The sequence below is a fragment of the Streptomyces sp. GbtcB7 genome, from assembly GCF_019091445.1.
In the GTDB taxonomy this organism is placed as follows: domain Bacteria; phylum Actinomycetota; class Actinomycetes; order Streptomycetales; family Streptomycetaceae; genus Streptomyces; species Streptomyces mirabilis.
This window is the reverse complement of sequence record NZ_JAGXJM010000002.1, coordinates 422,469-447,533: the sequence shown is the minus strand read 5'-3', so window position 1 is coordinate 447,533 and position 25,065 is coordinate 422,469. Positions and strand designations below refer to the sequence as shown.

Below are 25,065 nucleotides of genomic sequence, written 5' to 3'. Positions count from 1 at the left end.
CACGTGAAGGGCCCGGCATCACGTCGATGCCGGGCCTGGACGTCGTGGCCCAAGGGGTACCGGGCGGAACTCCGACCTTCAGTCGCCCGTGATCGGTTCCTGGAGCCGTGCCTGGATCAATTCCTGGAGCAGTTCCCGGCGGCGGTGACGTCAAGCATCAGGGATGTCCTTCTTCGCGCGGAGCAGGGTCTCGCGCGTGATGATGACGATCCGCTCATAGTCGGCTCGTGCGGCGTCGGGCGGAAGCTCGGGGTCGAGTTCCTTGGTGGCCTCGCGCCCAATGACAGCGAAGCTGCCGTCACTGAGCTCGAAGATGTCGGGGCACGACTGGCCAGTGGCGCTGCCGCGCTCGCGTGGTGTAGCCCCGACACGTCGCACGATTTTCACGGAGTGGTACCAACCTTATGGCTCGGACTGATGGGTGTCTCCGAGCCGCGGGTCCTCGGAGCGTGACTGACTCCGAGCGGAGATGTTCGTCGGAGGCAAGAGATCTGTCTCCGAGCGCAGGGTGTTCGTCGGAGTGCCCGTAGACCGGGCAGGCGACAATTTAGCGCTTCTTGTTGCCCATGGTGCGCAAAGCAACCAAGCAGTCGAGTGAACTTCGGCATCTCCCCTTGACGAAAAGTAGCATTGGGGTGATACGTACGCATCGAGATCACTGGCGGCGCACTCCCCGCGCGTGCGGGGTGTCCGGCTCACGCCGCCCATGGATGCGTGGTGACCTGCGGCGTCATGCCCGACGCCGGGACACCTTTTCCACGGTGCTGCATTTGCGCGCCAGGACGCGGTACGCGTCGCCGCGTTGGTCGGCGTTGGGGCTGAGGCAGGCGACCGGTACGGCTATCAGAACGGGAAGCAGGATGGCAGCCACGACTGCCACGGCGTATGTCGTGATCTCCACGGAGTGGTACCGACCTTATGGCTCGGAGCGATGGGTGGCTCCGAGTTGTGGGGTCCTCGGAGCGTGGCTGACTCCGAGCGGAGATGTTCGTCGGAGGCAAGAGATCCGTCTCCGAGCGCAGGGGTGTTCGTCGGAGTGCCCGGAGGTCCGGACGGGCGACAACTTATGAGTGCACGTCGGCATCTTCCGTTGGCGGCACGCGAGGGGCGTGCGCAAGGCGCACCAGGGGTCACGGCGTTTCTTCGTCGGGCTCTCCCACCACCCACCATTCGTCGGTGTCGGAATCAGTCTGATCCTGGATCAGGCTGTCCATCATCCGGCCCAGTTCGGCCTCTTTGGAGGAGTCGGGCAGGCTCTTGCGGTGGTGCTCCGTCGCCACCCAGTACGCCCGGAAGATCTGGTTCTGGCACATGATGCGGAAGTGGCCGTGCAGCTCCGCACGCGTCAGAGCCCCGATCCGGTGGAAATACAGGGCGTTGATGTAGAGCGCGTTGGCGAAGAGGTACTGCCGCTGTTCTTCGGAGCTGATCTCCGTCTCGTACGTGTTCAGGACCGCGGCGAGGGCGGGATCGTCCATGGCCTTGCACAGCAGATCGAAGTGGAGCCGGTGCTGCTCGGTGAGCACGGCGCGCCTGCGCTGCCGTGAGCTGCGTTCCGCGACGGCGTTGGCTGCGAGGGTGAGCTTGGCCCAGGCACCTGAGCCAAGCCTCCGTATCGCGGAATTCTGTGTGGCCATGTCAACCCCCGAATCAGGCGACCGTTCCGCCGGTCGTCGGTTGTGGGGCGACAGGGAGCGGACCGGCGAGCGGTGGGCGGCGCGCTTGCCGTCTCCCAGTTTTGCCGAGCGGCTCTGATCGGCGGGGAGGCGGAGAGGAGGCGCACGGAGGGAAGTGCGGGTCGCGCTTCCCGGCGCCATGCCCAACGTGTGCCCCGCGAGCGCCGCTAACAATCGTTCACTTAGCGGGGATTCCTCCCACTCGTATCCTTGGTCGGCAGCCATTCCCCGTACGAGCGCCGGTCTACGAGCCGTCCTCGTCCAAGAGCCGGTTCATGAGCCGGAGCACGCGTCGGTGTGAAAGAGGTCGCCCGTTGAGCCAGCCCAGCCCGCAGCAGGTCCCGATCGATCAGACCTCAGGTCAGGTCCCCATCGACCGGACCGCCGGTGACCAGGTCCACCTCGACGGAACTTCCGCCCGGCAGATCCCGGTCGTCGTCCTCGCCGGCTTCCTCGGCTCAGGCAAGACCACCCTGCTCAACCACCTCCTGCACCGCAGCGGAGGCAGTCGCATCGGAGCCGTCGTCAACGACTTCGGGGCGATCGAGATCGATGCGATGGCCGTGGCCGGGGCGCTGGGGGACTCCACCGTCTCGCTGGGGAACGGATGCCTGTGCTGCGCCGTCGACGCCAGTGAGCTCGACGAGTATCTCGGGCGGCTGACCCGGCCCTCGGCCCGCATCGACGTCATCGTCATCGAGGCGAGCGGTCTCGCCGAGCCGCAGGAGCTCGTACGGATGGTGCTGGCCAGTGAGCATCCGCGGATCGTCTACGGCGGGCTCGTCGAGGTGGTCGACGCGGCCGAGTTCGACGGTACGCGCGAGAAGCATCCCGAGATCGACCGGCATCTCGCCCTCGCCGACCTCGTCGTCGTCAACAAGATCGACCGAGCCGAGGACGGCGAGCGCGTGCTGCGCACCGTACGCGGGCTTGTCGACCGGGCCGCCGTCGTGCCCGCCACATACGGCCGCGTCGATCCCGAGTTCCTCTTCGACTGCAGGCCGAGCGAGGAGCGCATCGGGCAGCTGTCCTTCGACGACCTCCACCGGCACGACGAGAGCGGTCCCCAGGGGCACCACGACCACCTGCACTCCGCCTACGAATCCCTCTCCTTCAGCTCCGAAGTGCCGCTCGGCCCTCGGGAGTTGATGGACTTCCTCGACAGCAGGCCCGAGGGGCTCTACCGCATCAAGGGCTACGTCGATTTCGGCGTCCAGGACAGGGACAACCGGTACGCCGTGCATGCCGTCGGGCGGTTTCTGCGCTTCTACCCGGAGCCCTGGGCTTCCGCCGAGCCGCGCCTCACCCAGCTCGTGCTGATCGGCTCCGGCATCGACACCTCGGGTCTGACCAAGGAGTTGGAGGCGTGCGAAAAGGACGCCCCACACGCCGACGAACACAGCATGTGGGGCGTCCTCCGCTACGTGCAGGACAGCCACGTACAGGACAGCCACGTACAGGACGAGGAGCCCGGCGGTCTCGAAGAGACCGGTTGATCTACACCGGGCCCGCCACCACCGACACCGTCTTCGCCAGCGACACTCCCGAGCCGTCACGGCGCGGGTCGATCTCCGGCAGCTCGGCCGGTGTGCCGTTCTTCTGCGCGGCCCGCGCCGGAAGCGCGCCCGCCCAGGCCAGCGAGAGGCAGTCCTCGCCCTTCAGGAACCGCTGGCAGCGCACGCCACCCGTGGCGCGGCCCTTGCGCGGGTACTGGTCGAAGGGCGTCAGCTTGGCCGTGGTCTGGACGGAGTCGTCCAGCGTGCCGCGCGAGCCCGCCACCGTGAAGACCACCGCGTCCACCGCCGGGTCGACCGCGGTGAAGGAGATCACCTTCGCGCCCTCGGTGAGCTTGATGCCTGTCATGCCGCCCGCCGCCCGGCCCTGCGGGCGGACCTGCGAGGCCTGGTAGCGCAGCAGCTGGGCGTCGTCGGTGATGAAGACCAGGTCCTCCTCGCCGGTGCGCAGTTCGACCGCGCCGACGATCCGGTCGCCGTCCTTGAGGGTGATGACCTCCAACTCCTCCTTGTTCGAGGGGTAGTCGGGGACCACACGCTTCACGACGCCCTGTTCGGTGCCGATCGCCAGGCCGGGCGAGGACTCGTCGAGCGTCGTCAGACAGGCCACCGTCTCGTCCGGCTCCAGGGAGGACAGGAACTCCGCGATCGGAGCGCCTCCGGAGAGGTTGGGCGCCGACGCCGTCTCCGGCAGCTGCGGCAGGTCGATCACGTTCAGCCGGAGCAGGCGGCCCGAGGACGTGACCGCCCCGATCTCGCCGCGGGCCGTCGCCGGCACCGCGGAGACGATCAGGTCGTGCTTGGTGCGCTTGGCGTCCTCGGCCTCCCCGAAGGGGTCGCCGTTGGCCGTACGGGCCAGCAGGCCCGTCGAGGACAGCAGCACCCGGCACGGGTCGTCGGCCACCTGGAGCGAGACCGTCGCGGTGGGGGTGCCCGCGGACTCCAGAAGCACCGTGCGCCGGTCGGTGCCGAACTTCTTGGCGACCGCGGCCAGTTCTCCGGAGACCAGCTTGCGCAGCTCGGCGTCCGAGTCGAGGATGCCGGTCAGCTCGTCGATCTCGCCGTTGAGCCGGTCGCGCTCCGACTCCAGCTCGATGCGGTCGAACCTGGTCAGGCGGCGAAGCGGCGTGTCCAGGATGTACTGCGTCTGGATCTCGGAGAGCGAGAAGTGCTCGATCAGGCGCTCCTTCGCCTGCGCCGAGTTGTCGCTGGAGCGGATGAGGCGGATGACCTCGTCGATGTCCAGGAGGGCGACGAGGAGGCCCTCGACCAGGTGGAGACGGTCGCGCTTCTTGCTGCGGCGGAACTCACTGCGGCGGCGCACGACGTTGAAGCGGTGGTCGAGATAGACCTCGAGGAGCTCCTTGAGGCCCAGGGTGAGCGGCTGACCGTCCACCAACGCCACGTTGTTGATGCCGAAGGACTCCTCCATCGGCGTCAGCTTGTAGAGCTGCTCCAGGACCGCTTCCGGCACGAAGCCGTTCTTGATCTCGATGACCAGGCGCAGTCCGTGCGAGCGGTCGGTGAGGTCCTTGACGTCGGCGATGCCCTGGAGCTTCTTGGCGTTGACCAGGTCCTTGATCTTGCTGATCACCTTCTCCGGGCCGACGGTGAAGGGCAGTTCGGTGACGACGAGGCCCTTGCGGCGCGCCGTGACGTCCTCCACCGACACCGTGGCGCGGATCTTGAAGGTGCCGCGGCCCGACTCGTAGGCGTCCCTGATCCCGGTCAGGCCGACGATCCGGCCGCCCGTGGGCAGGTCGGGGCCCGGCACGTACTTCATCAGCGTGTCCAGGTCGGCGCCCGGATAGCGGATCAGGTGGCGGGCGGCCGCGATGACCTCGCCGAGGTTGTGCGGCGGCATGTTCGTCGCCATACCGACGGCGATCCCGGACGAGCCGTTGACCAGCAGGTTCGGGTACGCCGCCGGGAGGACGTCGGGCTCCTGCTCCTGGCCGTCGTAGTTCGGCGTGAAATCGACCGTGTCCTCGTCGATGGACTCGGTCATCAGTGACGTGGCGTCGGCCATCCGGCACTCGGTGTAACGCATGGCGGCCGGCGGGTCGTCATTGCCGAGCGAACCGAAGTTGCCGTGGCCGTCGACCAGCGGCAGGCGCATGGAGAACGGCTGGGCCAGGCGCACGAGTGCGTCGTAGATCGACGCGTCGCCGTGCGGGTGGAGCTTACCCATGACCTCGCCGACGACGCGGGCGCACTTCACATAGCCGCGGTCGGGGCGCAGCCCCATCTCGTTCATCTGGTACACGATGCGGCGGTGCACGGGCTTGAGGCCGTCACGGGCGTCCGGCAGGGCTCGCGAATAGATGACCGAGTACGCGTATTCGAGGAAGGAGCCCTGCATCTCGTCCACGACGTCGATGTCGAGGATCTTCTCCTCGTACGAGTCGTCGGGCGGCGGGGTCTTCGTGCTGCGGCGGGCCATCGCTGCTGCGGCTCCTTCACAGTCTCTGCCGGGGCATGAACGGGTTCTGACGCGCACCATTGTGGACCGCCGCACTGACAACGCCGACCGCGACCCGTCCATAGAGGCTCCACGGAGCCGCGTTCCGCTCGCTCACGGTGAACGGAAGTCCGGCCTCCCACCTCAGGAATTCTCGCTCTCGGCGTACGAGGTGCGGGAACTTCGCCACCTGTCGGCGCGCTTGCATACAGTGGCAGGACCGGCAGGAATTCTGCAGTTTCCGCGATCGAAGGGACGTACATGCCCATGGGTCACACGGCCACAGCTGAGGCAGGCTCCGGCGGCCTGACAGCGACCGAGCACCGCCTGGCCAACGGCCTGCGCGTGGTGCTCTCCGAGGACCATCTGACCCCGGTCGCGGCGGTGTGCCTCTGGTACGACGTCGGCTCACGGCACGAGGTCAAGGGCCGTACCGGCCTTGCTCACCTTTTCGAGCACCTGATGTTCCAGGGCTCCGGCCAGGTGAAGGGCAACGGCCACTTCGAACTGGTGCAGGGCGCGGGCGGCTCCTTGAACGGAACGACCAGCTTCGAGCGCACCAACTACTTCGAGACGATGCCCGCCCACCAGCTGGAGCTCGCCCTCTGGCTGGAGGCCGACCGCATGGGCTCGCTGCTGGCCGCACTCGACGACGAGTCCATGGAGAACCAGCGGGACGTCGTCAAGAACGAGCGCCGCCAGCGTTACGACAACGTGCCCTACGGCACCGCCTTCGAGAAGCTGACCGCGCTCGCCTACCCCGAGGGCCACCCGTACCACCACACCCCGATCGGGTCGATGGCGGACCTGGACGCGGCGACCCTGGAGGACGCCCGCGCCTTCTTCCGCACCTACTACGCGCCGAACAACGCGGTGCTCTCCGTGGTCGGGGACATCGACCCGCGGCAGACGCTCGCCTGGATCGAGAAGTACTTCGGCTCCATCCCCGGGCACGACGGCAAGCCCGCCCCGCGCGACGGCTCGCTGCCCGAGGTCATCGGCGAGCAGCTGCGCGAGGTCGTCGAGGAGGAGGTCCCGGCGCGCGCCCTGATGGCCGCCTACCGGCTCCCGGAGGACGGCACGCGCGCGGCCGACGCGGCCGACGTGGCGCTCACCATCCTCGGCGGCGGCGAGTCGTCCCGGCTCTACAACCGGCTCGTACGCCGCGACCGCACCGCCGTCGCGGCCGGGTTCGGCCTGCTGCGGCTCGCCGGAGCGCCCTCCCTGGGCTGGCTGGACGTGAAGACGTCCGGTGACGTCGAGGTCCCGGTGATCGAGTCCGCCGTCGACGCGGAGCTCGCCCGGTTCGCCGAGGAGGGCCCCACGGACGAGGAGATGGAGCGCGCCCAGGCCCAGTTGGAGCGCGAGTGGCTGGACCGGCTCGGCACGGTCGCGGGCCGCGCCGACGAACTGTGCCGGTACGCCGTCCTGTTCGGCGACCCGCAACTCGCCCTGACGGCCGTACAGCGCGTCCTGGACATCACGGCCGAGGAGGTCCAGGAGGTCGCCAAGGCCCGCCTGCGCCCCGACAACCGCGCGGTGCTCGTGTACGAGCCGGTCGCCGCCGACACCACCGAAGAGGACGAGGAGGCGGCGAAGTGACCGAGCTCGCCACCATGGACTTCCACCCGCAGCCCCAGGCGGGTCAGCCCAAGCCCTGGGCCTTCCCGGCGCCCGAGCGCGGCACGCTGGACAACGGCCTGACCGTGCTCCGCTGCCACCGCCCCGGCCAGCAGGTCGTCGCCGTCGAGGTGCTGCTCGCCGCGCCGCTGGAGGCCGAGCCCGCGGGCCTCGACGGCGTCGCCACGATCATGGCGCGCGCCTTCTCCGAGGGCACCGACAAGCTCTCCGCCGAGGAGTTCGCCGCCGAGCTGGAGCGCTGCGGCGCCACCCTCGACGCGCACGCCGACCACCCCGGCGTACGGCTGTCGCTCGAAGTGCCCGTCTCGCGCCTGCCCAAGGCGCTCGGGCTGCTCGCCGACGCCCTGAGGGCACCGGCGTTCGCGGAGAGCGAGGTCGAGCGGCTGGTGCGCAACCGGCTCGACGAGATCCCGCACGAGACGGCCAACCCGGCCCGGCGTGCCGCCAAGGAGCTCTCCAAGGAGCTGTTCCCGGCGACCTCGCGCATGTCGCGCCCGCGCCAGGGCACCGAGGAGACCGTCCAGAAGATCGACTCGGCGGCCGTACGCGCCTTCTTCGACAAGCACGTACGTCCCGCCACGTCCGTCGCCGTGATCGTCGGCGACCTGACCGGTGTCGACCTCGACGCGCTGCTCGCCGAGACGCTCGGCGACTGGACCGGTTCGTCCGCCGAGCCGCGCCCCGTGCCGTCAGTGGCCGCCGACGACACCGGCCGTGTGATCATCGTGGACCGCCCCGGCGCGGTCCAGACGCAGCTGCTCATCGGCCGTGTCGGCGCCGACCGGCACGACCGTGTGTGGCCCGCCCAGGTGCTCGGCACGTACTGCCTCGGCGGCACCCTCACCTCGCGCCTGGACCGCGTCCTGCGCGAGGAAAAGGGCTACACCTACGGTGTGCGGGCGTTCGGCCAGGTCCTGCGCGCCGCGCCGGACGGAACCGGTATCGCGATGCTCGCCATCAGCGGCTCCGTGGACACCCCGAACACCGGCCCCGCGCTCGACGACCTCTGGAAGGTACTGCGCACCCTCGCGGCAGAGGGCCTGACGGACGCCGAGCGCGACATCGCCGTACAGAACCTGGTGGGGGTGGCGCCCCTCAAGTTCGAGACCGCGGCGGCCGTCGCGGGCACGCTCGCGGACCAGGTCGAGCAGTACCTGCCGGACGACTACCAGGCGACGCTGTACCAGCAGCTCGCCGCGACCGGCACCGTGGAGGCCACCGCGGCCGCCGTGAGCGCCTTCCCGGTGGACCGTCTGGTGACCGTCCTGGTCGGCGACGCCGCGCAGATCCGGGAGCCCGTCAAGGCCCTCGGAATCGGTGAAGTGACCGTCGTTTCGGCGGAGTAGAGGTTCACGGAGTAGAGGTTCAGCGGCTCAGTGGGGGCCGGCTGTAAGCCGAGCCGCACGCGGAGCGGACGAGCGTGACTCCGTAGGGCCCGGGTGACTGAAGAGTCGCCCGGGCCCCTTTTTGATCGGATTTCCGCTCGGGTTCTCGCTCGGACTTCATCCCCAAGATGTCCGTATTGGTAGGGAGGTTGCCTGTCTGCCCTGTGGCATGCACTACAAAAGCCGTGATCCGTTTGTTGATTGAAAGACGCCCCGTCTAGCGTCGGTGCGGCTGTTCGTCAGGCAGTGCGCCGCGCCCGCGGCACCGGACAGTCATCGCCGAGTCCCCGTACGGCGCGAGCCAGGGGAGCCGGGGACCCACACGTAGTCCCTGGGGTGAATCGGACGCCCTCCCTGGAGGGGGTCCGTAGGAGACCTTCCTGCTCCGAACCCGTCAGCTAACCCGGTAGGCGAGAGGGAAGGAAAGGATCAGCCCCTACATGGCGTTCACCTGTGGCCCCGGGAAACACCGCCGTCCGAGCCGCGTGAAGCGCTCCACCACGAACGCTGTCGGCGTCGCCGCGCTCACCACCACCGGTGTCATCGGAACCCTGGCCGCCCCGGCACTCGCCGCGGACGCCTCCGTCGAGCAGACCGGGCTGACCCAGGCCGTCACCCTCGGCGACAACGTCGCCGCCCAGATCGACGCGCAGGCCGCCGCCCAGCAGCGCGCCGCCGACGAGGCAGCCGCGCGCAAGAAGGCCGAAGAAGCCGCGCGCAAGAGGGCCGCCGAGGAGGCGAAGAAGGAGCGCGAGGCCAAGGAGCGTGCCGCCCGCGCCGCCGAGCGCAAGCGCCTCAACACCTTCGTCCTGCCGATCACCGGCTCGTACATCTCCACCGGCTACAAGACCGGCGGCAGCCTCTGGTCCTCCGGCAGCCACACGGGCGTCGACTTCCACGCCGCCTCCGGGACCTCGGTCCACGCGGTCGGCTCCGGCACGGTCGTCACGGCCGGCTGGGGTGGCGCGTACGGCAACCAGATCGTCCTGAAGATGCACGACGGCACCTACACGATGTACGGCCACCTGTCGTCCATCGGTGTCTCCGTGGGGCAGACGGTCACCCCGGGCCAGCAGATCGGCCTCTCCGGCTCGACCGGGAACACCACGGGGCCGCACCTCCACTTCGAGGCCCGTACGACGGCGGAGTACGGCTCCGACATGGACCCGGTCGCCTATCTCCGCTCGCACGGCGTGAACGTCTGACGCTCGCACACCCCGAACGTCTGACGACCGGCGTCAACACTTCCGAAGCCCCGGCTCCCTCCAGCCGGGGCTTCGTCGTTTCGAACGACTGTCTGTCCAAAAAATATCCATGGATTCCGGCCCGCCATCGGAAATTCCGGTTCTCTGCAATAGAGTCACTGAACAAGCGTCAATCGACCGCGTTTCGCGGGGATTAAGGCGGAGGTCCGGTCATGCGCATTCCCGCGCACTCGGTATGCACGGCGATCCGTGACGACATCGTCGCGGGTGTCTACGAGCGCGGCAGCCGGCTCACCGAGGAACTGCTCGCGCGACGCTATGGCGTCTCGCGGGTCCCCGTGCGCGAGGCCCTGCGCACGCTGGAGGCCGAGGGCTTCGTCGTCACCCGTCGGCACGCGGGCGCGTGCGTCGCGGAGCCCACCGAGCAGGAGGCCGCGGACCTGCTCGAGATGCGCATGCTCCTGGAGCCGCTGGGCGCCGCGAGGGCCGCTCAGCGGCGCACCGAGGCCCACCTCAAGGTGCTTCGAGGCCTGGTCAGACTGGGTCAGGAGCGGGCCAGGAGGGGGAACAGCGAGGATCTGCGCTCGCTCGGCGGCTGGTTCCACGAGACTCTCGCGCAGGCCTCCGGGAGCCCCGCGCTGACCTCCACGCTGGCCCAGCTGCGGCACAAGATCGCCTGGATGTACGCGGTCGAGGCGCCGGCCAATCCGGCGGAGTCCTGGGCGGAGCACGGCGGGATCGTGGACGCGGTGGCGCGCGGCGACAGCGAGCGGGCGCGGGCCGTCACGGCGCTGCACGCCGAGCGTGCGACGGTCGCTCACCGGCTGCGTTTTCCCGGTGGGGGAGATCGTCCGGAACGTGTGAGGACTTCGCAACATCCCGTAAACATGACGGGCGTGCGTCATTAACACCGGCGCCGTATACAAAGAGGGGTAATTCGCGGGGGATTATTTCTGCTGCCCGCAATTGGAAAAAGCGAAGGGCCCGCCCGATGTTTTCAGGCGAGCCCTTCGAATGCGCGCGGGGCGGGTCTTTTGGTGCGAAGGCCACTCCCGCCATCAATTGAGGAACCCCGCTCGGAGGCTCTTTCTCAGACGGTCTCGGGGAGCTCCTCGAGACCCTCCGCCACCAGCTTCGCCAGCCGGTCGAGCGCGGCGTCCGCGCCCTCGGCGTCCGAGGCGAGGACGATCTCCTCGCCGCCCTGGGCGCCCAGGCCGAGGACCGCCAGCATGGAGGCCGCGTTGACGGGGTTGCCCTCCGCCTTGGCGATCGTCACGGGGATACCGGAGGCCGTGGCCGCCCGGACGAAGATGGAGGCGGGACGGGCGTGGAGGCCCTCGGCCCAGCCGACGTTGACGCGGCGCTCAGCCATGTGATGCTGCCCTTCAGGTGTTCAGGGTTGTCTAGACCAGTGTTCCACAACGTGAAGCGAGTCCGGGCAGGGTGTTGTTCCCGTCCCGAACTCCGCGTCGGATCCCGGCCTGGATCCGACTTCGGTGCCCCTAGCCTGCCTCGCGCCGTTGTCGGACGCGAGCCGTACTCTGGGGCCCATGCAGACCTCGTCGGACCGGCACGAGTACCCCTCCCACTGGGAGGCCGACGTGGTGCTGCGCGACGGCGGCACCGCCCGCATCAGGCCCATCACCGTCGACGACGCCGAGCGGCTGGTGAGCTTCTACGAGCAGGTCTCGGACGAGTCGAAGTACTACCGCTTCTTCGCGCCCTACCCGCGCCTGTCCGCCAAGGATGTCCACCGCTTCACGCACCACGACTTTGTGGACAGGGTGGGACTCGCGGCCACGGTCGGCGGCGAGTTCATCGCCACCGTACGCTATGACCGTATTAATGCCGATGGACGGCCCGCCTCGGTACCCGCGGACGAGGCCGAGGTCGCCTTCCTCGTGCAGGACGCCCACCAGGGCCGCGGCGTCGCCTCGGCCCTCCTGGAGCACATCGCGGCCGTCGCCAGAGAGCGGGACATCCGCCGTTTCGCCGCCGAGGTACTGCCCGCCAACACCAAGATGATCAAGGTGTTCACGGACGCCGGGTACCAGCAGAAGCGGCACTTCGAGGACGGCGTCGTACGCCTGGAGTTCGACCTCGAACCCACCGACCGCTCGCTCGCCGTGCAGCGCGCGCGGGAGCAGCGCGCCGAGGCGCGGTCCGTGCAGCGACTGCTCGCGCCCGGCTCGGTCGCCGTCATCGGAGCGGGCCGCACCCCCGGCGGAGTGGGACGCAGCGTCCTCGACAACCTGCGCGCGGCCGGCTTCACCGGGCGGCTGTACGCCGTGAACAAGGCACTCCAGGAGAAGGAGCTCGCCGGCGTCCCGGCCCACCGCTCCGTCCGCGACATCGCCGAGCCCGTCGACCTCGCGGTCGTCGCCGTACCCGCGCCGTACGTCCCCGAAGTCGTCGCGGAGTGCGGCGAGCACGGGGTGCAGGGCCTCGTGGTCGTCTCCGCCGGGTACGCCGAGAGCGGCCCCGCCGGACGCGAGCGCCAGCGCGCACTCGTCCGCCAGGCGCGTACGTACGGGATGCGCATCATCGGACCGAACGCCTTCGGGGTCATCAACACCTCCCCCGAAGTGCGCCTCAACGCCTCGCTCGCGCCCGAGATGCCGCGCCCCGGGCGGATAGGCCTGTTCGCCCAGTCCGGCGCGATCGGGATCGCACTGCTGTCCCGGCTGCACCGGCGCGGCGGCGGCGTCACCGGCGTGACCGGAGTGTCCACCTTCGTCTCCTCCGGGAACCGGGCGGACGTGTCCGGCAACGACGTGCTCCAGTACTGGTACGACGACCCGGACACCGACGTCGCCCTGATGTACCTCGAATCCATCGGCAACCCGCGCAAGTTCACCCGGCTCGCCCGGCGGACGGCGGCCGCCAAGCCGCTGGTCGTGGTCCAGGGCGCGCGGCACGCCGCCGCTCCCCAGGGGCACGCTGTACGGGCCACCAGGCTGCCGCACGCCACCGTGTCCGCGCTGCTGCGGCAGGCCGGGGTGATCCGGGTCGACACGATCACCGAGCTGGTCGACGCGGGGCTTCTGCTGGCCCGCCAGCCGCTCCCTGCCGGACCCCGGGTGGCGATCCTCGGCAACTCGGAGTCCCTGGGGCTGCTGACCTTCGACGCGTGCCTCGCCGAAGGACTGCGACCGCTTCCTCCGCTGGATCTGACCACGGCGGCCTCGGCGGAGGACTTCCACCGGGCGCTGACGAAAGCCCTCGCCGATGACAGGTGCGACGCCGTGGTGGTGACCGCCATACCGGCCGTGGGGGAGACGTCGGCCCAGGACGCGGCCCTGGCGGAGGCCCTGCGATCGGCCTCGGCCTCGGCCCCGGCGAAGCCGGTGCTCGTGGTGCACGTCGAGCTCGGCGGGCTCGCGGAGGCCCTGTCGGCGGCGGCCAGCACCGCACCACAGGCGGCGTCCACGGCACCCGGCGCGGGCCAGGCACCCCGTCCCGCCGAACGCCCGGCCACCGCGGTCAGCGGCCCCGCGGAGGCGAGCCCCCGGCTCATCCCCGCCTACCCCGCCGCCGAGCGCGCCGTCCGTGCCCTCGGCGAGGCCGTGAAGTACGCCCAGTGGCGGCGCGAGGTGGCCGACCCCGGCAAGGTCCCCGAGTACGAGGACATCGACGAGAAGGGCGCCGCCGAGCAGATCGACGAGCTGCTTTCCCGGGGCTCGGGACTGACGCTCGCCCCCGAGGACGCCTGCGTGCTGCTCGGGCGGTACGGCATCGACGTACACCGGGCACTGCCCGCGCCGACGCCCGACGAGGCCGCGGCGGCCGCGCGCACCCTCGGTTACCCAGTGGCCCTCAAGACCACCGCACCGCACCTGAGACACCGCGCCGACCTGGGCGGCGTACGCCTGGATCTGACGGACGAGGCGCAACTGAGGAGGGCGTACACGGAGTTGACCGACCTCTTCGGAACGCCGGAGGTGCTGCGCCCGGTCGTGCAGGGCATGGCGCCGCGCGGGGTCGACACGGTCGTACGGGCCGTCATCGACCCGGCGGCCGGAGCGGTGCTCTCGTTCGGCCTGGCCGGAGCCGCGTCGGAGCTGCTCGGGGACACGGCACACCGGCTGGTTCCGGTCACCGACCGGGACGCGAGCTCGCTGGTCCGGTCGATCCGGACGGCGCCGCTCCTGTTCGGCTGGCGTGGCTCGGCGCCGGTCGACACCGTGGCCCTCGAAGAGCTGATGCTGCGCGTCTCGCGGCTGGTCGACGACCACCCGGAGGTCGTCGCCGTCTCCCTGGAGCCGGTGGTGGTCGCCCCGCGCGGCCTGAGCGTGCTCGGCGCCACCGTGCGGCTGGCCCGCGCCCCGGTCCGCGACGACCTCGGCCCCCGCACGCTTCCCGTGGTCTGACCCTTACCGGTCCCGTCGTCTGAGCCGTGCCAGCCCGTCGTCCGAGCCGTACCGGCGCCCGCGGCCGTCGAGGATTCGTTCTGATCCGTCCACGACAGACACCCGCGAGCGGTGCCTCGCAGTCAGTGGGCCACCGTAGGATGGACGTCATGGCCAAGACCAGTACGACGACCCAGGGGCTGCGAGCGGCGATCGAGCGCAGCGGCTACTACCCGGCCCTCGTGGCCGAGGCGGTGGAGGCCGCGATCGGCGGCGACACCATCCGGTCGTACCTGGTCCACCAGGAGACGACGTTCGACGCCAACGAGGTGCGCCGGCACGTGACCGTGCTCGTCCTCACCGGCAACCGCTTCATCGTGAGCCACACCGACGAGCAGAACGCGGACACGACCTCCCCGACGCCGTACGCCACGACCTCGACCGAGTCCGTGAAACTCGGCCGGATCTCGTCGGTCGTCGTCAGCCGGGTCGTCGCCAACCCCGAGTCGTACACGCCGGGCACGCTGCCCCGCGAGGTCGTCCTGACCATCGGCTGGGGCGCGGTCTCCCGCATCGACCTGGAGCCCGCGGCCTGCGGCGACCCCAACTGCGAGGCGGACCACGGCTACACGGGCAACTCGACGGCGGACGACCTGAGCCTGCGCGTCAGCGAGGCCGGGGACGGCCCGGAGACGGTGCGCCAGGCCCTCGCCTTCGCGCAGTCCCTCTCCGAGGCGACCGCGGACATCACCCGCTGATGGCGCTGCCCACCTGGGACCACCCGGAACCGCTGGCCATCGATTCCGCGCCCGTTCCCGAGTACGGCGCGGGCTCGCTCGCCGATCTGCTGCCCACGCTCGCCGCCGGCATGGGCGTCCCCGGCATGACCACCGCCATACCGGAACTGACCGAGGCCGACCGGAACTGCGTCTTCCTGATCGACGGTCTCGGCTGGGAGCAACTGAAGGCGCACCCGGACGAGGCCCCCTTCATGAGCTCCCTCCTCGGAAGCTCCCGCGGCGGCACCGGCCGCCCGATCACCGCGGGTTACCCGGCGACCACCGCGAGTTCCCTGGCCTCCGTCGGCACGGGCCTGCCGCCCGGCGCGCACGGCCTGCCCGGCTACACCGTGCGCAACCCGAGGACCGGCGAGCTGATGAACCAGCTGCGCTGGAGTCCCTGGACGGAACCCCGCGCCTGGCAGCCGTATCCCACCGTCTTCCAGCTCGCGGACGCGGCGGGTGTGCACACGGCCCAGGTCTCGTCCCCGACCTTCCAGAACACCCCGCTCACGAAGATCGCCCTGAGCGGCGGAACGTTCCACGGGCGGCTGTCCGGCGAGGAGCGCATGGACCTCGCGGCCGAACAACTGGCCGCCGGCGACCGCTCGTTGGTGTACACCTACTACGCCGAGGTGGACGGCAAGGGCCACCGCTTCGGCGTCGACTCGGACCCCTGGCGCGGCCAGCTGATGTACGTCGACCGCCTGGTCCAGCGCCTCGCGGAGCAACTGCCGCCGCGCGCGGCCCTGTACATCACCGCCGATCACGGCATGATCGACATCCCCTTCGACGAGCAGCACCGCATCGACTTCGACGAGGACTGGGAGCTGCGCGCGGGAGTCGCCCTGCTGGGCGGCGAGGCCCGGGCCCGGCATGTGTACGCCGTCCCGGGTGCCGAGGCGGACGTCCTGACCTGCTGGCGCGAGGTGCTCGGCGAGCAGTTCTGGGTGGCTTCACGCGACGAGGCGATCGCGGCGGGCTGGTTCGGGCCGCAGGTCGACGAACGGGTGTACGCCCGGATCGGCGACGTCGTGGCGGCGGCCTGCGACGACGTCCTGATCGTCGCGACCGAGCGGGAGCCGAAGGAGTCGGCGATGGTCGGCAACCACGGTTCGATGGCACCGGTGGAGCAGCACGTTCCGCTCCTGGAAGTACGTACCTGACCCCTCCCCGCCCGTCTCTCCTCCGCCCGCCTCCCTTCTTGTCGAAAGGTGCTCAACTCCCCATGCCCGAGCTGGTGTTCTTCTCCGGAACGATGGACTGCGGGAAGTCGACGCTGGCTCTCCAGATCGAGCACAACCGCTCGGCCCGGGGCCTACAGGGCATGATCTTCACGCGTGACGACCGCGCGGGAGAGGGCAAGCTCTCCTCGCGCCTCGGCCTGGTCACGGACGCCGTGGAGGTCGCGGACGACCAGGACCTGTACGCGCACCTCGTCCACCATCTCTCCCAGGGCGGCCGGGCGGACTACGTGATCGCGGACGAGGCGCAGTTCCTGGCCCCCGGCCAGATCGACCAACTGGCTCGAGTGGTGGACGACCTGGGGGTCGACGTCTTCGCGTTCGGCATCACCACCGACTTCCGCTCCAAGCTCTTCCCCGGCTCCCAGCGCCTCGTGGAGCTCGCCGACCGGGTCGAGGTCCTCCAGGTCGAGGCCCTGTGCTGGTGTGGCGCCCGTGCCACCCACAACGCCCGCACGATAGGCGGCGAAATGGTCGTCGAGGGCGCCCAGGTGGTCGTCGGCGACGTCAATCAGGCGGAGGACATCGGCTACGAGGTCCTGTGCCGTCGACACCACCGGCGCCGGATGACGGCGGCCACGGCCCGCGCGGGCGCCCTCTCGCCCGACGTACTGCCGATCGCCTCCGCCTGACTCTCAGCGCGCTGAGTGCGTCATCGCTCGGTGCGGATCACCGAGAACACCGCGCCCTCCGGGTCCGCCACCGTGGCCACCCGTCCGTAGGGCGAGTCGTGGGCCGCCTTGAGGAGGTGTCCGCCGAGCTCGGTGGCCTGGGCGACGGCCTCGTCCACGTCCGCGACCTCGAAGTACGTCAGCCAGTGCGGGCCGCGGTCGCGGGGCAGGCCGTGGCCGACGCCGTGCATGCCTGCCACCGGGCGGCCGTCGATGTGCAGGGTCATGTAGTCGAAGTCGGCCGAGACGACCGGCTCCGGCTCGTGTCCGAAGACCCCCTGGTAGAACTTGACGACGCTCTCGGTGTCGCGGGTCACCAACTCGATCCAGGCGGGGGTGCCGTGCACCCCGTGGAGCGCCGTGCCCAGATGGGCCGCCGCCTGCCAGACCCCGAAGACGGCGCCCGTGGGGTCCGAGGCGATCAGCAGCCGCCCGGCCTCTCCGGCGTCCAGGGGACCCACGCCCACGGTGCCGCCGCAGTGCCGTACCGACTCGGCGGTGTGGTTCACGTCCTCCGAGGCGAAGTACGGCGTCCAGGCGATCGGCAGATGCCGGTCGGGTGGCATCTGTCCGATTCCCGCCACCTCGTGGCCGTCGAGCAGGGCCCGCGCATACGGGCCGAGCTGCCGCGGGCCCGGCTGGAACTCCCAGCCGAACAGCTCTCCGTAGAACTCCTGGGTCGTGGCCATCCCGTGCACCATCAGGCTCACCCAGCAGGGCACGCCGGGTGCGTGCCGAGCGTTCGTGGTGCCGTTCGGGCCGGCCGACTCCCGTGCCTCGGTCATCGTCACTCTCTTCTCGGCCCCTCGCGGTGGCCGTTCACCTTCCGCCTACCGACACGCGTATCGCAATCGCGCGTGCACGCCCCGTGCCGATGCTCGCACCACCCGTCACCCTGCGCGCCCCGGCGGCGTCATCGTGTAGTGGTCCACTGCCGGAGAATGCCCGATGAGCCGTTTCCCATCCGTTTCCGCGCGATTGCCGGGGAGTGTCCATCGGCTGTACAGCATGTGCCCGATCCCGTACGCCCGGTGATCGGACCTGTCCGGCCGAGCAGAGTAGCCGGACCTGGACGCCGGGGCCACCCCGTACGCAAGGATGGTGGCCATGAACGCCATCATCTCCGCATCCGAACTCGCGAGCGACCTGGTGGGACCGAACCCGCCGGTCGTGCTCGACATCCGCTGGCAGCTCTCCATGGCGACGGCCGCCGGGGCCGCCCCCTTCGACGGCCGGGCCGCCTACGCGGCCGGGCACATCCCCGGCGCGGTCTTCGTCGACCTGGATGCCGAACTGGCCGGGGAGCCCGGCGAGGGCGGCCGCCATCCGCTGCCCGACCTGGAGGTCTTCGGCGAGGCGATGCGGGCCGCCGGGGTGTCCATGGACCGGGATGTCGTCGTGTACGACGGGGGCGTGGGGTGGGCCGCCGCGCGGGCCTGGTGGCTGCTGGGCTGGACGGGGCATCCGTCGGTGCGCGTGCTTGACGGCGGGCTGGCCGCCTGGAGCGGGCCGGTGTCCTCGGAGGTCCCCGAGCCCGCCCCCGGAAACTTCGAGCCGGTCGCGGGCGCCCGGCCGTTGCTGGACGCGGACGGGGCCGCCGCGCTCGCCCGTACGGGGCTGCTGCTCGACGCCCGGGCCGGTGAGCGCTATCGGGGCGAGGTCGAGCCGATCGACCCCGTGGGCGGGCACATCCCGGGCGCGGTCTCGGCGCCGACCACGGAGAACGTCACGGAGACCGGCGAGTTCCGGCCATCGGGCGAGCTCGCGGAGCGCTTCAAATCCCTCGGCGTGACCGGCACTTCGGAGGTCGGCGTCTACTGCGGTTCGGGCGTGTCCGCCGCCCACGAGGTACTGGCGCTCGCCGTCGCGGGCATCCCGGCCGCGCTGTACGTGGGTTCCTGGTCGGAGTGGTCGCGGGACGGCGGCCGTCCGGTCGCGGTGGGTCCCGACCCCCAGTAACGGCAAGTCGCGGCTGGCCCCGACCCCCGGTAACGGCAAGTCGCGGTGAGCCCCGACCCCGGGTAACGGCAAAGGGGCCCGCTCCAGCGTGGCGCGGGCCCCGATGTCGTACAACCGACTAGTCCTGCTTCTTTCGTCGCGTCCCGAAGACGATCTCGTCCCAGCTCGGGACCGCCGCTCTGCGGCCCGGGCGGACGCCGTCGGCCTCGGCCTGGCGGTCGGTCGCGCCGACGAGACGGTCGCGGTGGCTGCCGACCGAGCGGGGCATGAGCACGTCCGCGTAGGCGGACCCGGCACCGGCCGAGGCCGCGGGGGCCGGGGGCTCCTCCGCCTCGGGCTCGGTGGGTGGCTCCTCCGTCGCCGGGAGCTCCGCGGTGGCGGGCCGCTCGGGCACCACCATGTCGCCCCGGAAGCTGGGCACCGCTTCCAGGAGGCTGGTGAGCGAGTCGCGGTCGCTCACACTCTCCTCGATCGGCTCGGGGGAGGGTCCGGGCAGGCTCGGGCGCTCCATCTGCCGGTCCAGGGCACGGTCCAGCGGGCGGTCGCGCGGCAGCCGTGCGATGCGCGGGACGAACGGGAAGCTCGGCTCGGGCGCCGCGAGGTCGTCAGACTCGCCGATCAGCGAGCGCGCCTCGTCGTCGACGGCCTGGACGAGCCGCCGGGGCGGGTCGTACGTCCAGCTCGCCGAGTGCGGCTCGCCCGCGACCCGGTAGACCAACAGCACTTCCCATGTGCCGTCGTCACGACGCCACGAGTCCCACTGGACGGTGTCCTTCTCGGCGCCCCGGATCAGCAGCCGTTCCTGGACGGCCTCACCGAGCTGGGGTCCGGCGTTCTCACCGGGGCGGCGGACAGGAGTCTTCCGGGCCCGCTCTGCCATGAAGGCACGCTCGGCGAGCACGGGGCCCTCGAAGCGACGCACCCGGTCGACGGGGATTCCCGCGAGCTGGGCGACTTCCTCCGCGGAGGCGCCGGCACGTATCCGCGCCTGGATGTCTCGGGGGCGGAGATGGCTCTCCACCTCGATCTCGATCTGGCCGAGGCGGGGACGGTCGCCGCGAACAGCGGCGCGCAGACGCTCGTCAATCGGAAGCGTGTACTCCGTGCTGTCCGCAGCCTTCAGCACCAGCCGTGTGCCGTCGTTAGAGACGGCCACGACACGCAGTTCGGGCATGGGGACCTCCCGGGTGGTGCCTGCCGACGTCACGTGCGTCGCTGCTTCCGCTAGTCGAGTGTGGCCTGCCCGGGTGCAGCCTGCCACAACCTTGCCGAGTTGCCCGGCGTGTCGGGCACAGGCCCGGGGTCGCCGTTATGGCACGGTTACCTATTCGCAACGCTAAGTGACGAACTCCATCACCCTGTGCAACGAGCCCCCTCCCGGCGGTCCTGTCAGGCCCCGGACACCCTGGCGGGAGTCCGGACCCAGGGCTCGCAACAGTACTCCATTCGGGCCATGTGCGTGGATCGGCACGCCGCCCAACTTCTAGTGAGGGGTGGTAGTTGGCCGCCCGCTGTGCCGTATTAGTGACCTTGAAACGTGTCGTACTTCACGTAATCGCCAGAAACGGAACTAAACGTTTCGCCCGTCCGTCCCTTTCTCGTGCAAGCGGTCGAGAAGTACGGGAAAGGCAGGCAAGGTCCGGGGATGCGCGAGAAGTCGGATACGGGCGAGGAACCGGGGGCGAAGGAAGGGGCACCGAGGAAGAAGCGGGTGGACCTGAGCCTTCCACAAGTGGCGGGCAGCGCCGTGGCCGCGGTGGTGGCGGCCAAATTCGCCTCCTATTTCGGGGTGTACGGGACGATCCTGGGCGCCGGAGTGGTCAGCGCGATCGCCACCTGTGGGGGCACCGTCTTCCAGCACTTCTTCAAGCGCACCGGCGAACAGCTCCGCGATGTCACGGTCCAGACGAAGCCGAGGCCCGAACAGGCTCCGGTACCGGGGGCGTTCACCGAGGGCACCGTGTATCGCGCCCGGGTCAAGAGCTGGAAGCGGCCGGTGGTCGCGGCGGCGCTCGTCTTCGGCGTCACGATGGCGGGGATCACGACGTACGAGCTGGTGTCGGGGCAGAGCTTCAGCGGCGACGGCACGAACACCACCGTCGGTGACGCCCTCAAGGGGAGCGGCTCCGGCTCCCACTCGAGGCCCGGTACGACGCCTTCGAGCCCTTCGAGCGGGTCCTCGTCCAGGGAGCCGTCGGCCACCGACAGCACTCCCGGCACCGAAGACGGCTTCGGCACCGGCGCCACTCAGGGTGACGGCCGTGCCACATCCCCGGCGCCGACGCCGAGTTCCAGTGCCGCTTCGCAGGCGCCGGCCGACTCCCCGGCGCCCACGGACGGTTCGCCTACGAGCCCAGCACCCGACGCAAGTAGTCGTTCCCAAAGCGGCGATCCGGGTCAAGACGGTCCCGCAGCGCCGTGAACTCGCCGAAGCGCGGATACACCTTCGAGAAGTACTCCGCGTCGCGGGTGTGCACCTTGCCCCAGTGCGGGCGGCCCTCGTGCGCCGTGAAGATCCGCTCGGCCGCGGTGAAGTACGCCTGATAGGGCGTACCCCTGAACATGTGGACGGCGATGTAGGCGCTCTCCCGCCCGGACGCAGTGGAGAGCGCGATGTCGTCCGCGGGGGCCGTGCGCACCTCGACGGGGAAGCTGACCCGCAGGGACGAGCGGTCGACCATCGTCTTCAGCTCGCGCAGCGTCTCGACGAGCGCCTCGCGCGGAACGGCGTACTCCATCTCCACGAAGCGCACCCGGCGCGGAGAAGTGAAGACCTTGTAGGGAATGTCGGTGTAGGTCCGCGCGGACAGCGCCCGGCTGGAGATCTTCGCGATCGTCGGGATGGTGGCGGGCGCGGCGCGGCCGACCAGATTGGCCACCTGGAAGACCCCGTTGGAGAGGAACTCGTCCTCGATCCAGCCGCCGATCTGCCCGATCGGCTTCTCGGGGCCGGCGCTGCGGTTGTTGCGCTTGGTGTTGCAGTTGCCGGTGTGCGGGAACCAGTAGAACTCGAAGTGCTCGTTCTCGGTGAAGAGTTCGTCGAAGTCGGCGGTGACCTTGTCGAAGGTCATCGGCTCCTCGCGGGCCGTGAGCAGAAAAATGGGCTCTACGGAGAAGGTGATCGCGGTGACGATCCCCAGGGCGCCGATGCCCACCCGGGCGGCCGCGAAGACATCGGGGTTCTCCTCCTCGGAGCAGGTGAGGAGCGAACCGTCCGCGGTGACCAGCTCAAGTCCCTTGATCTGCGCGGCGATCGAGGCCGAGTCGCGGCCCGTGCCGTGCGTTCCGGTGCTGGTCGCGCCCGAGACCGTCTGCTCCATGATGTCGCCCATGTTCGTGAGCGACAGCCCCTCGCGCGCGAGAGCCACATTGAGACGCTTGAGCGGGGTGCCCGCCTCAACGGTGACGGTCCCGGCCTCGCGGTCGATGTTGCGGATGCCGGTCAACAGTTGAGGGCGGATCAACACGCCGTCGGTCGCGGCGGCGGCGGTGAAGGAGTGCCCGGTGCCCACGGCCTTGACCCTCAGACCGTCGGCGGCCGCCTTGCGTACGGCCGCGGAGAGCTCCTCGACCGAAGCGGGGGCGACCTCCCGTACGGGACGGGCGGTGACGTTCCCCGCCCAGTTACGCCACGTGCCGCTCTTCCCGCTCACTGTGGTGCTCATGGGTCCCCTCCCGCTGCGGAACCGGCCTGCTCAGCCGGCGATACCCGAGGAATCCGACCGCGACCGCGACGGCTCCGGACACCGCCGGAACCCCGTACCCGGCCTTCGCACCGGCGGCGTCGATCACCCAGCCGGCCACGGAGGAGCCGAGCGCGACCCCGACCGCGAGTCCGGTGCTCACCCAGGTCATGCCCTCGGTCAGTTTCGCGCGTGGTACGTGCTGTTCGATGAGGGACATCGTCGTGATCATCGTGGGAGCGATGGACAGGCCCGCAACGAACAGCGCCACGGCCAGAAACGGCAAGTTTCCGACCAGTAGCAGGGGGATCATACTCACGGCCATGGCGCATATGCCCAGCAGCCACCGACGTTCGGGCGCCCCCTTGAAGTGCAGCAGTCCGAACACCGCTCCCGCCGCGCAGGAACCCGCCGCATAGAGGGCCAGAACCACACTCGCGGCGCCCTTGTGGCCCTGCTCCTCCGCGAAGGCCACGGTGACCACGTCCACGGCCCCGAAGATCGCTCCGGTCGCCACGAACGTGGCCACCAGGACCTGGAGTCCGGCCGCGCGCAGCGCCGAACCGCTGGTGTGGTGCTCACGCGGGTGCGGCACGGGCTCGGTCGCGCGCTGGGAGGTCAGCCAGAAGACGCCCACCGCCAGGAAGCAGGCGGCGAGCAGCGGCCCGGCCTCCGGGAACCACACCGTGGACAGGCCGATGGAGAAGATCGGCCCGAAGATGAAGCAGATCTCGTCCACCACGGACTCGAACGAGTACGCGGTGTGCAACTGCGGGGTGCCTCCGTAGAGGGCCGCCCAGCGGGCCCGGATCATCGCGCCGATGCTCGGGACACAGCCGATCCCGGCCGCGCAGAGGAACAGCACCCAGTCCGGCCACTCGAAGCGCGCGGCCAGCAGCAGCCCGGCGGCCGCCGCGAGCGCGAACAGGGTGACGGGGCGCAGCACCCGCCGCTGGCCGTGCCGGTCCACCATCCGGGAGACCTGCGGGCCCATCACCGCGGCCGCGAGCGCCATGGTCGCCGACAGCGCGCCCGCGAGCCCGTACCGGCCGGTGAGCTGGGAGATCATCGTCACCACGCCGATGCCCATCATCGACAGGGGCATCCGGCCGAGGAAGCCCGCGGCGGAGAAGCCCTTGGAGCCGGGGGCGGCGAACAGGGCGCGGTACGGGCTGGGCACGAAGGGTCTCCGGTGGGCTCGGCCCGGCCGCACGGTCACCGCGTGCGATCGGACTCCGGTAAGGCGTGTAGATGGCCGATACAGCTTACGGGTTAGGTGACCCTAATGCACTCCCTCGCGTACTCCCACCGATTGCGCTTGTCATGTGGCTGTTGTCCGGCTGTCAGCGACGGATGGCAGGATCGGACACATGCCAGATGTGCTCGATGCCACCCCCTACGACGCCCTGCTCCTGCTCTCGTTCGGCGGCCCCGAGGGCCCGGACGACGTGGTTCCGTTCCTGGAGAACGTGACGCGGGGGAGAGGCATCCCCAAGGAACGGCTGAAGGAAGTGGGGCAGCACTACTTCCTGTTCGGCGGGGTCAGCCCGATCAACGACCAGAACCGTGCCCTGCTCGACGCCCTCCGCAAGGACTTCGCGGACCACGGCCTGGACCTGCCCGTGTACTGGGGCAACCGCAACTGGGCGCCGTACCTGACCGACACCCTGCGCGAGATGGTCGCCGACGGCCGCCGCCGCGTCCTCGTCCTCGCCACCAGCGCGTACGCCTCGTACTCGGGCTGCCGGCAGTACCGCGAGGACCTCGCGGGCGCCTTGGCGGCCCTGGAGTCCGAGGGCCTGGAGCTGCCGAAGATCGACAAGCTGCGGCACTACTTCAACCACCCCGGCTTCGTGGAGCCCATGATCGAGGGCGTCCTGAAGTCCCTCGCCGAGCTCCCCGAGGACGTACGGGCAGGCGCGCACCTCGCCTTCACCACGCACTCCATCCCCACCGCCGGCGCCGACACCTCCGGCCCGGCCGAGGACCACGGCGACGGCGGCGCCTACGTCAAGCAGCACCTGGACGTGGCGAAGCTGATCGCCGCCGCCGTGCGCGAGGAGACCGGGATCGAGCACCCCTGGCAGCTCGTGTACCAGTCGCGCTCCGGAGCCCCGCACATCCCGTGGCTCGAGCCCGACATCTGCGACCACCTGGAGGAGCTGCACGGGGCCGGGGTCCCGGCCGTCGTGATGGCCCCCATCGGCTTCGTCTCGGACCACATGGAGGTGCTGTACGACCTCGACACGGAGGCGACGGCCAAGGCGGAGGAGCTGGGACTGCCCGTGCGCCGCTCGGCCACCGTGGGCGCCGACCCCCGCTTCGCCGCGGCGATCCGCGACCTCGTCATGGAGCGCGCCGCGACGGAGAACGGGCTGCAGGTGACACCCTGCGCCCTGGGCGCGCTCGGCGCGAGCCACGGCCTGTGCCCTGTGGGCTGCTGCCCGGCCCGCGCCCCCAAGCCCGCCGCCGCGGGCGCCGACAGCCCGTATGCCTGA

The 25,065-nt window shown here is 70.4% G+C and carries 21 protein-coding genes and 1 riboswitch; of the genes, 11 read left to right on the top strand and 10 right to left on the bottom strand.

From position 1 onward, the window contains the following. Nucleotides 1-150: 150 nt before the first annotated feature. The 3 genes from KVT44_RS04810 to KVT44_RS04800 all read right to left on the bottom strand — a co-directional run bounded on the left by KVT44_RS04810 (nt 151) and on the right by KVT44_RS04800 (nt 1,637). Nucleotides 151-387, bottom strand: coding sequence for a hypothetical protein (locus tag KVT44_RS04810; protein ID WP_054229908.1), 237 nt, complete (start codon nt 385-387; stop codon nt 151-153). A 343-nt stretch (nt 388-730) separates the two neighbouring features. Further along, nucleotides 731-901, bottom strand: coding sequence for a hypothetical protein (locus tag KVT44_RS04805; protein WP_217566205.1), 171 nt, complete (start codon nt 899-901; stop codon nt 731-733). Nucleotides 902-1,130: 229 nt separating this feature from the next. Next, the gene (locus KVT44_RS04800; RefSeq protein WP_099920278.1) at nt 1,131-1,637 is read right to left on the bottom strand and encodes a DUF6082 family protein; all 507 of its coding nucleotides are present in this window, start codon (nt 1,635-1,637) and stop codon (nt 1,131-1,133) included. 410 nt (nt 1,638-2,047) lie between these two features. On the opposite strand from KVT44_RS04800, the gene KVT44_RS04795 reads away from it, so the two are divergent. Beyond that, on the top strand, nt 2,048-3,172 hold the full coding sequence (locus KVT44_RS04795; RefSeq protein WP_308313916.1) for a GTP-binding protein: 1,125 nt from the start codon (nt 2,048-2,050) through the stop codon (nt 3,170-3,172). A gap of 1 nt (nt 3,173) precedes the next feature. Here KVT44_RS04795 and KVT44_RS04790 read toward each other — a convergent pair whose 3' ends face one another. Continuing rightward, the gene (locus KVT44_RS04790) at nt 3,174-5,633 is read right to left on the bottom strand and encodes a DNA topoisomerase (ATP-hydrolyzing) subunit A (protein WP_099920276.1); all 2,460 of its coding nucleotides are present in this window, start codon (nt 5,631-5,633) and stop codon (nt 3,174-3,176) included. 279 nt (nt 5,634-5,912) lie between these two features. Between KVT44_RS04790 and KVT44_RS04785 the strand changes: the two genes are divergently transcribed. From KVT44_RS04785 to KVT44_RS04770, 4 genes are all read left to right on the top strand, one after another. After that, a complete protein-coding gene (locus KVT44_RS04785; RefSeq protein WP_063818518.1) occupies nt 5,913-7,253 on the top strand; it encodes a pitrilysin family protein in 1,341 nt (446 codons plus the stop codon). Continuing rightward, a complete protein-coding gene (locus tag KVT44_RS04780) occupies nt 7,250-8,638 on the top strand; it encodes a pitrilysin family protein (protein ID WP_099920275.1) in 1,389 nt (462 codons plus the stop codon). Before KVT44_RS04785 ends, KVT44_RS04780 begins: the two co-directional genes overlap by 4 nt. A gap of 306 nt (nt 8,639-8,944) precedes the next feature. Beyond that, nucleotides 8,945-9,105, top strand: a riboswitch (cyclic di-AMP (ydaO/yuaA leader). Nucleotides 9,106-9,117: 12 nt separating this feature from the next. Next, the gene (locus KVT44_RS04775) at nt 9,118-9,882 is read left to right on the top strand and encodes a M23 family metallopeptidase (protein WP_067375294.1); all 765 of its coding nucleotides are present in this window, start codon (nt 9,118-9,120) and stop codon (nt 9,880-9,882) included. 212 nt (nt 9,883-10,094) lie between these two features. After that, on the top strand, nt 10,095-10,790 hold the full coding sequence (locus KVT44_RS04770) for a GntR family transcriptional regulator (protein ID WP_060901134.1): 696 nt from the start codon (nt 10,095-10,097) through the stop codon (nt 10,788-10,790). 182 nt (nt 10,791-10,972) lie between these two features. On the opposite strand, the gene KVT44_RS04765 is transcribed toward KVT44_RS04770, so the two are convergent. After that, complete coding sequence (locus tag KVT44_RS04765; protein ID WP_054229914.1) at nt 10,973-11,254, bottom strand: HPr family phosphocarrier protein; 282 nt, start codon at nt 11,252-11,254, stop codon at nt 10,973-10,975. A 178-nt stretch (nt 11,255-11,432) separates the two neighbouring features. Between KVT44_RS04765 and KVT44_RS04760 the strand changes: the two genes are divergently transcribed. From KVT44_RS04760 to KVT44_RS04745, 4 genes are all read left to right on the top strand, one after another. Beyond that, entirely contained in the window at nt 11,433-14,252 is a 2,820-nt protein-coding gene (locus KVT44_RS04760) for a bifunctional GNAT family N-acetyltransferase/acetate--CoA ligase family protein (RefSeq protein ID WP_217566203.1), read from the top strand. Between the two features lie 149 nt (nt 14,253-14,401). Further along, nucleotides 14,402-14,989, top strand: coding sequence for a DUF5998 family protein (locus KVT44_RS04755; protein ID WP_054229916.1), 588 nt, complete (start codon nt 14,402-14,404; stop codon nt 14,987-14,989). Continuing rightward, nucleotides 14,989-16,176, top strand: coding sequence for an alkaline phosphatase family protein (locus tag KVT44_RS04750; RefSeq protein WP_054229917.1), 1,188 nt, complete (start codon nt 14,989-14,991; stop codon nt 16,174-16,176). The genes KVT44_RS04755 and KVT44_RS04750 overlap by 1 nt, the downstream gene beginning before the upstream one ends. 62 nt (nt 16,177-16,238) lie before the next feature. Next, nucleotides 16,239-16,886 carry a thymidine kinase gene (locus tag KVT44_RS04745; protein ID WP_054229918.1) on the top strand — a complete coding sequence of 216 codons (648 nt, stop codon included), beginning with the start codon at nt 16,239-16,241 and terminating at the stop codon, nt 16,884-16,886. A 20-nt stretch (nt 16,887-16,906) separates the two neighbouring features. On the opposite strand, the gene KVT44_RS04740 is transcribed toward KVT44_RS04745, so the two are convergent. Further along, nucleotides 16,907-17,710, bottom strand: coding sequence for a VOC family protein (locus KVT44_RS04740; RefSeq protein WP_190172385.1), 804 nt, complete (start codon nt 17,708-17,710; stop codon nt 16,907-16,909). Nucleotides 17,711-18,032: 322 nt separating this feature from the next. Here KVT44_RS04740 and KVT44_RS04735 point away from each other — a divergent pair, with 322 nt between their 5' ends. Beyond that, complete coding sequence (locus tag KVT44_RS04735; protein WP_217566202.1) at nt 18,033-18,884, top strand: sulfurtransferase; 852 nt, start codon at nt 18,033-18,035, stop codon at nt 18,882-18,884. A gap of 118 nt (nt 18,885-19,002) precedes the next feature. Here the strand turns inward: KVT44_RS04735 and sepH are convergent, their stop codons facing one another. The 4 genes from sepH to KVT44_RS04715 all read right to left on the bottom strand — a co-directional run bounded on the left by sepH (nt 19,003) and on the right by KVT44_RS04715 (nt 23,747). Further along, complete coding sequence (sepH, locus tag KVT44_RS04730; RefSeq protein ID WP_097224578.1) at nt 19,003-20,058, bottom strand: septation protein SepH; 1,056 nt, start codon at nt 20,056-20,058, stop codon at nt 19,003-19,005. Nucleotides 20,059-20,663: 605 nt separating this feature from the next. Beyond that, nucleotides 20,664-21,122 carry a hypothetical protein gene (locus KVT44_RS60535; protein WP_217566201.1) on the bottom strand — a complete coding sequence of 153 codons (459 nt, stop codon included), beginning with the start codon at nt 21,120-21,122 and terminating at the stop codon, nt 20,664-20,666. Between the two features lie 107 nt (nt 21,123-21,229). Then, nucleotides 21,230-22,549: a D-arabinono-1,4-lactone oxidase gene (locus KVT44_RS04720; protein WP_217566200.1), complete on the bottom strand. Its 1,320-nt coding sequence runs from the start codon at nt 22,547-22,549 to the stop codon at nt 21,230-21,232. Beyond that, on the bottom strand, nt 22,509-23,747 hold the full coding sequence (locus KVT44_RS04715; RefSeq protein WP_099920267.1) for an MFS transporter: 1,239 nt from the start codon (nt 23,745-23,747) through the stop codon (nt 22,509-22,511). The genes KVT44_RS04720 and KVT44_RS04715 overlap by 41 nt, the downstream gene beginning before the upstream one ends. A 190-nt stretch (nt 23,748-23,937) precedes the next feature. Between KVT44_RS04715 and KVT44_RS04710 the strand changes: the two genes are divergently transcribed. Then, nucleotides 23,938-25,065, top strand: a complete 1,128-nt coding sequence (locus KVT44_RS04710) for a ferrochelatase (protein WP_217566199.1) — start codon at nt 23,938-23,940, stop codon at nt 25,063-25,065.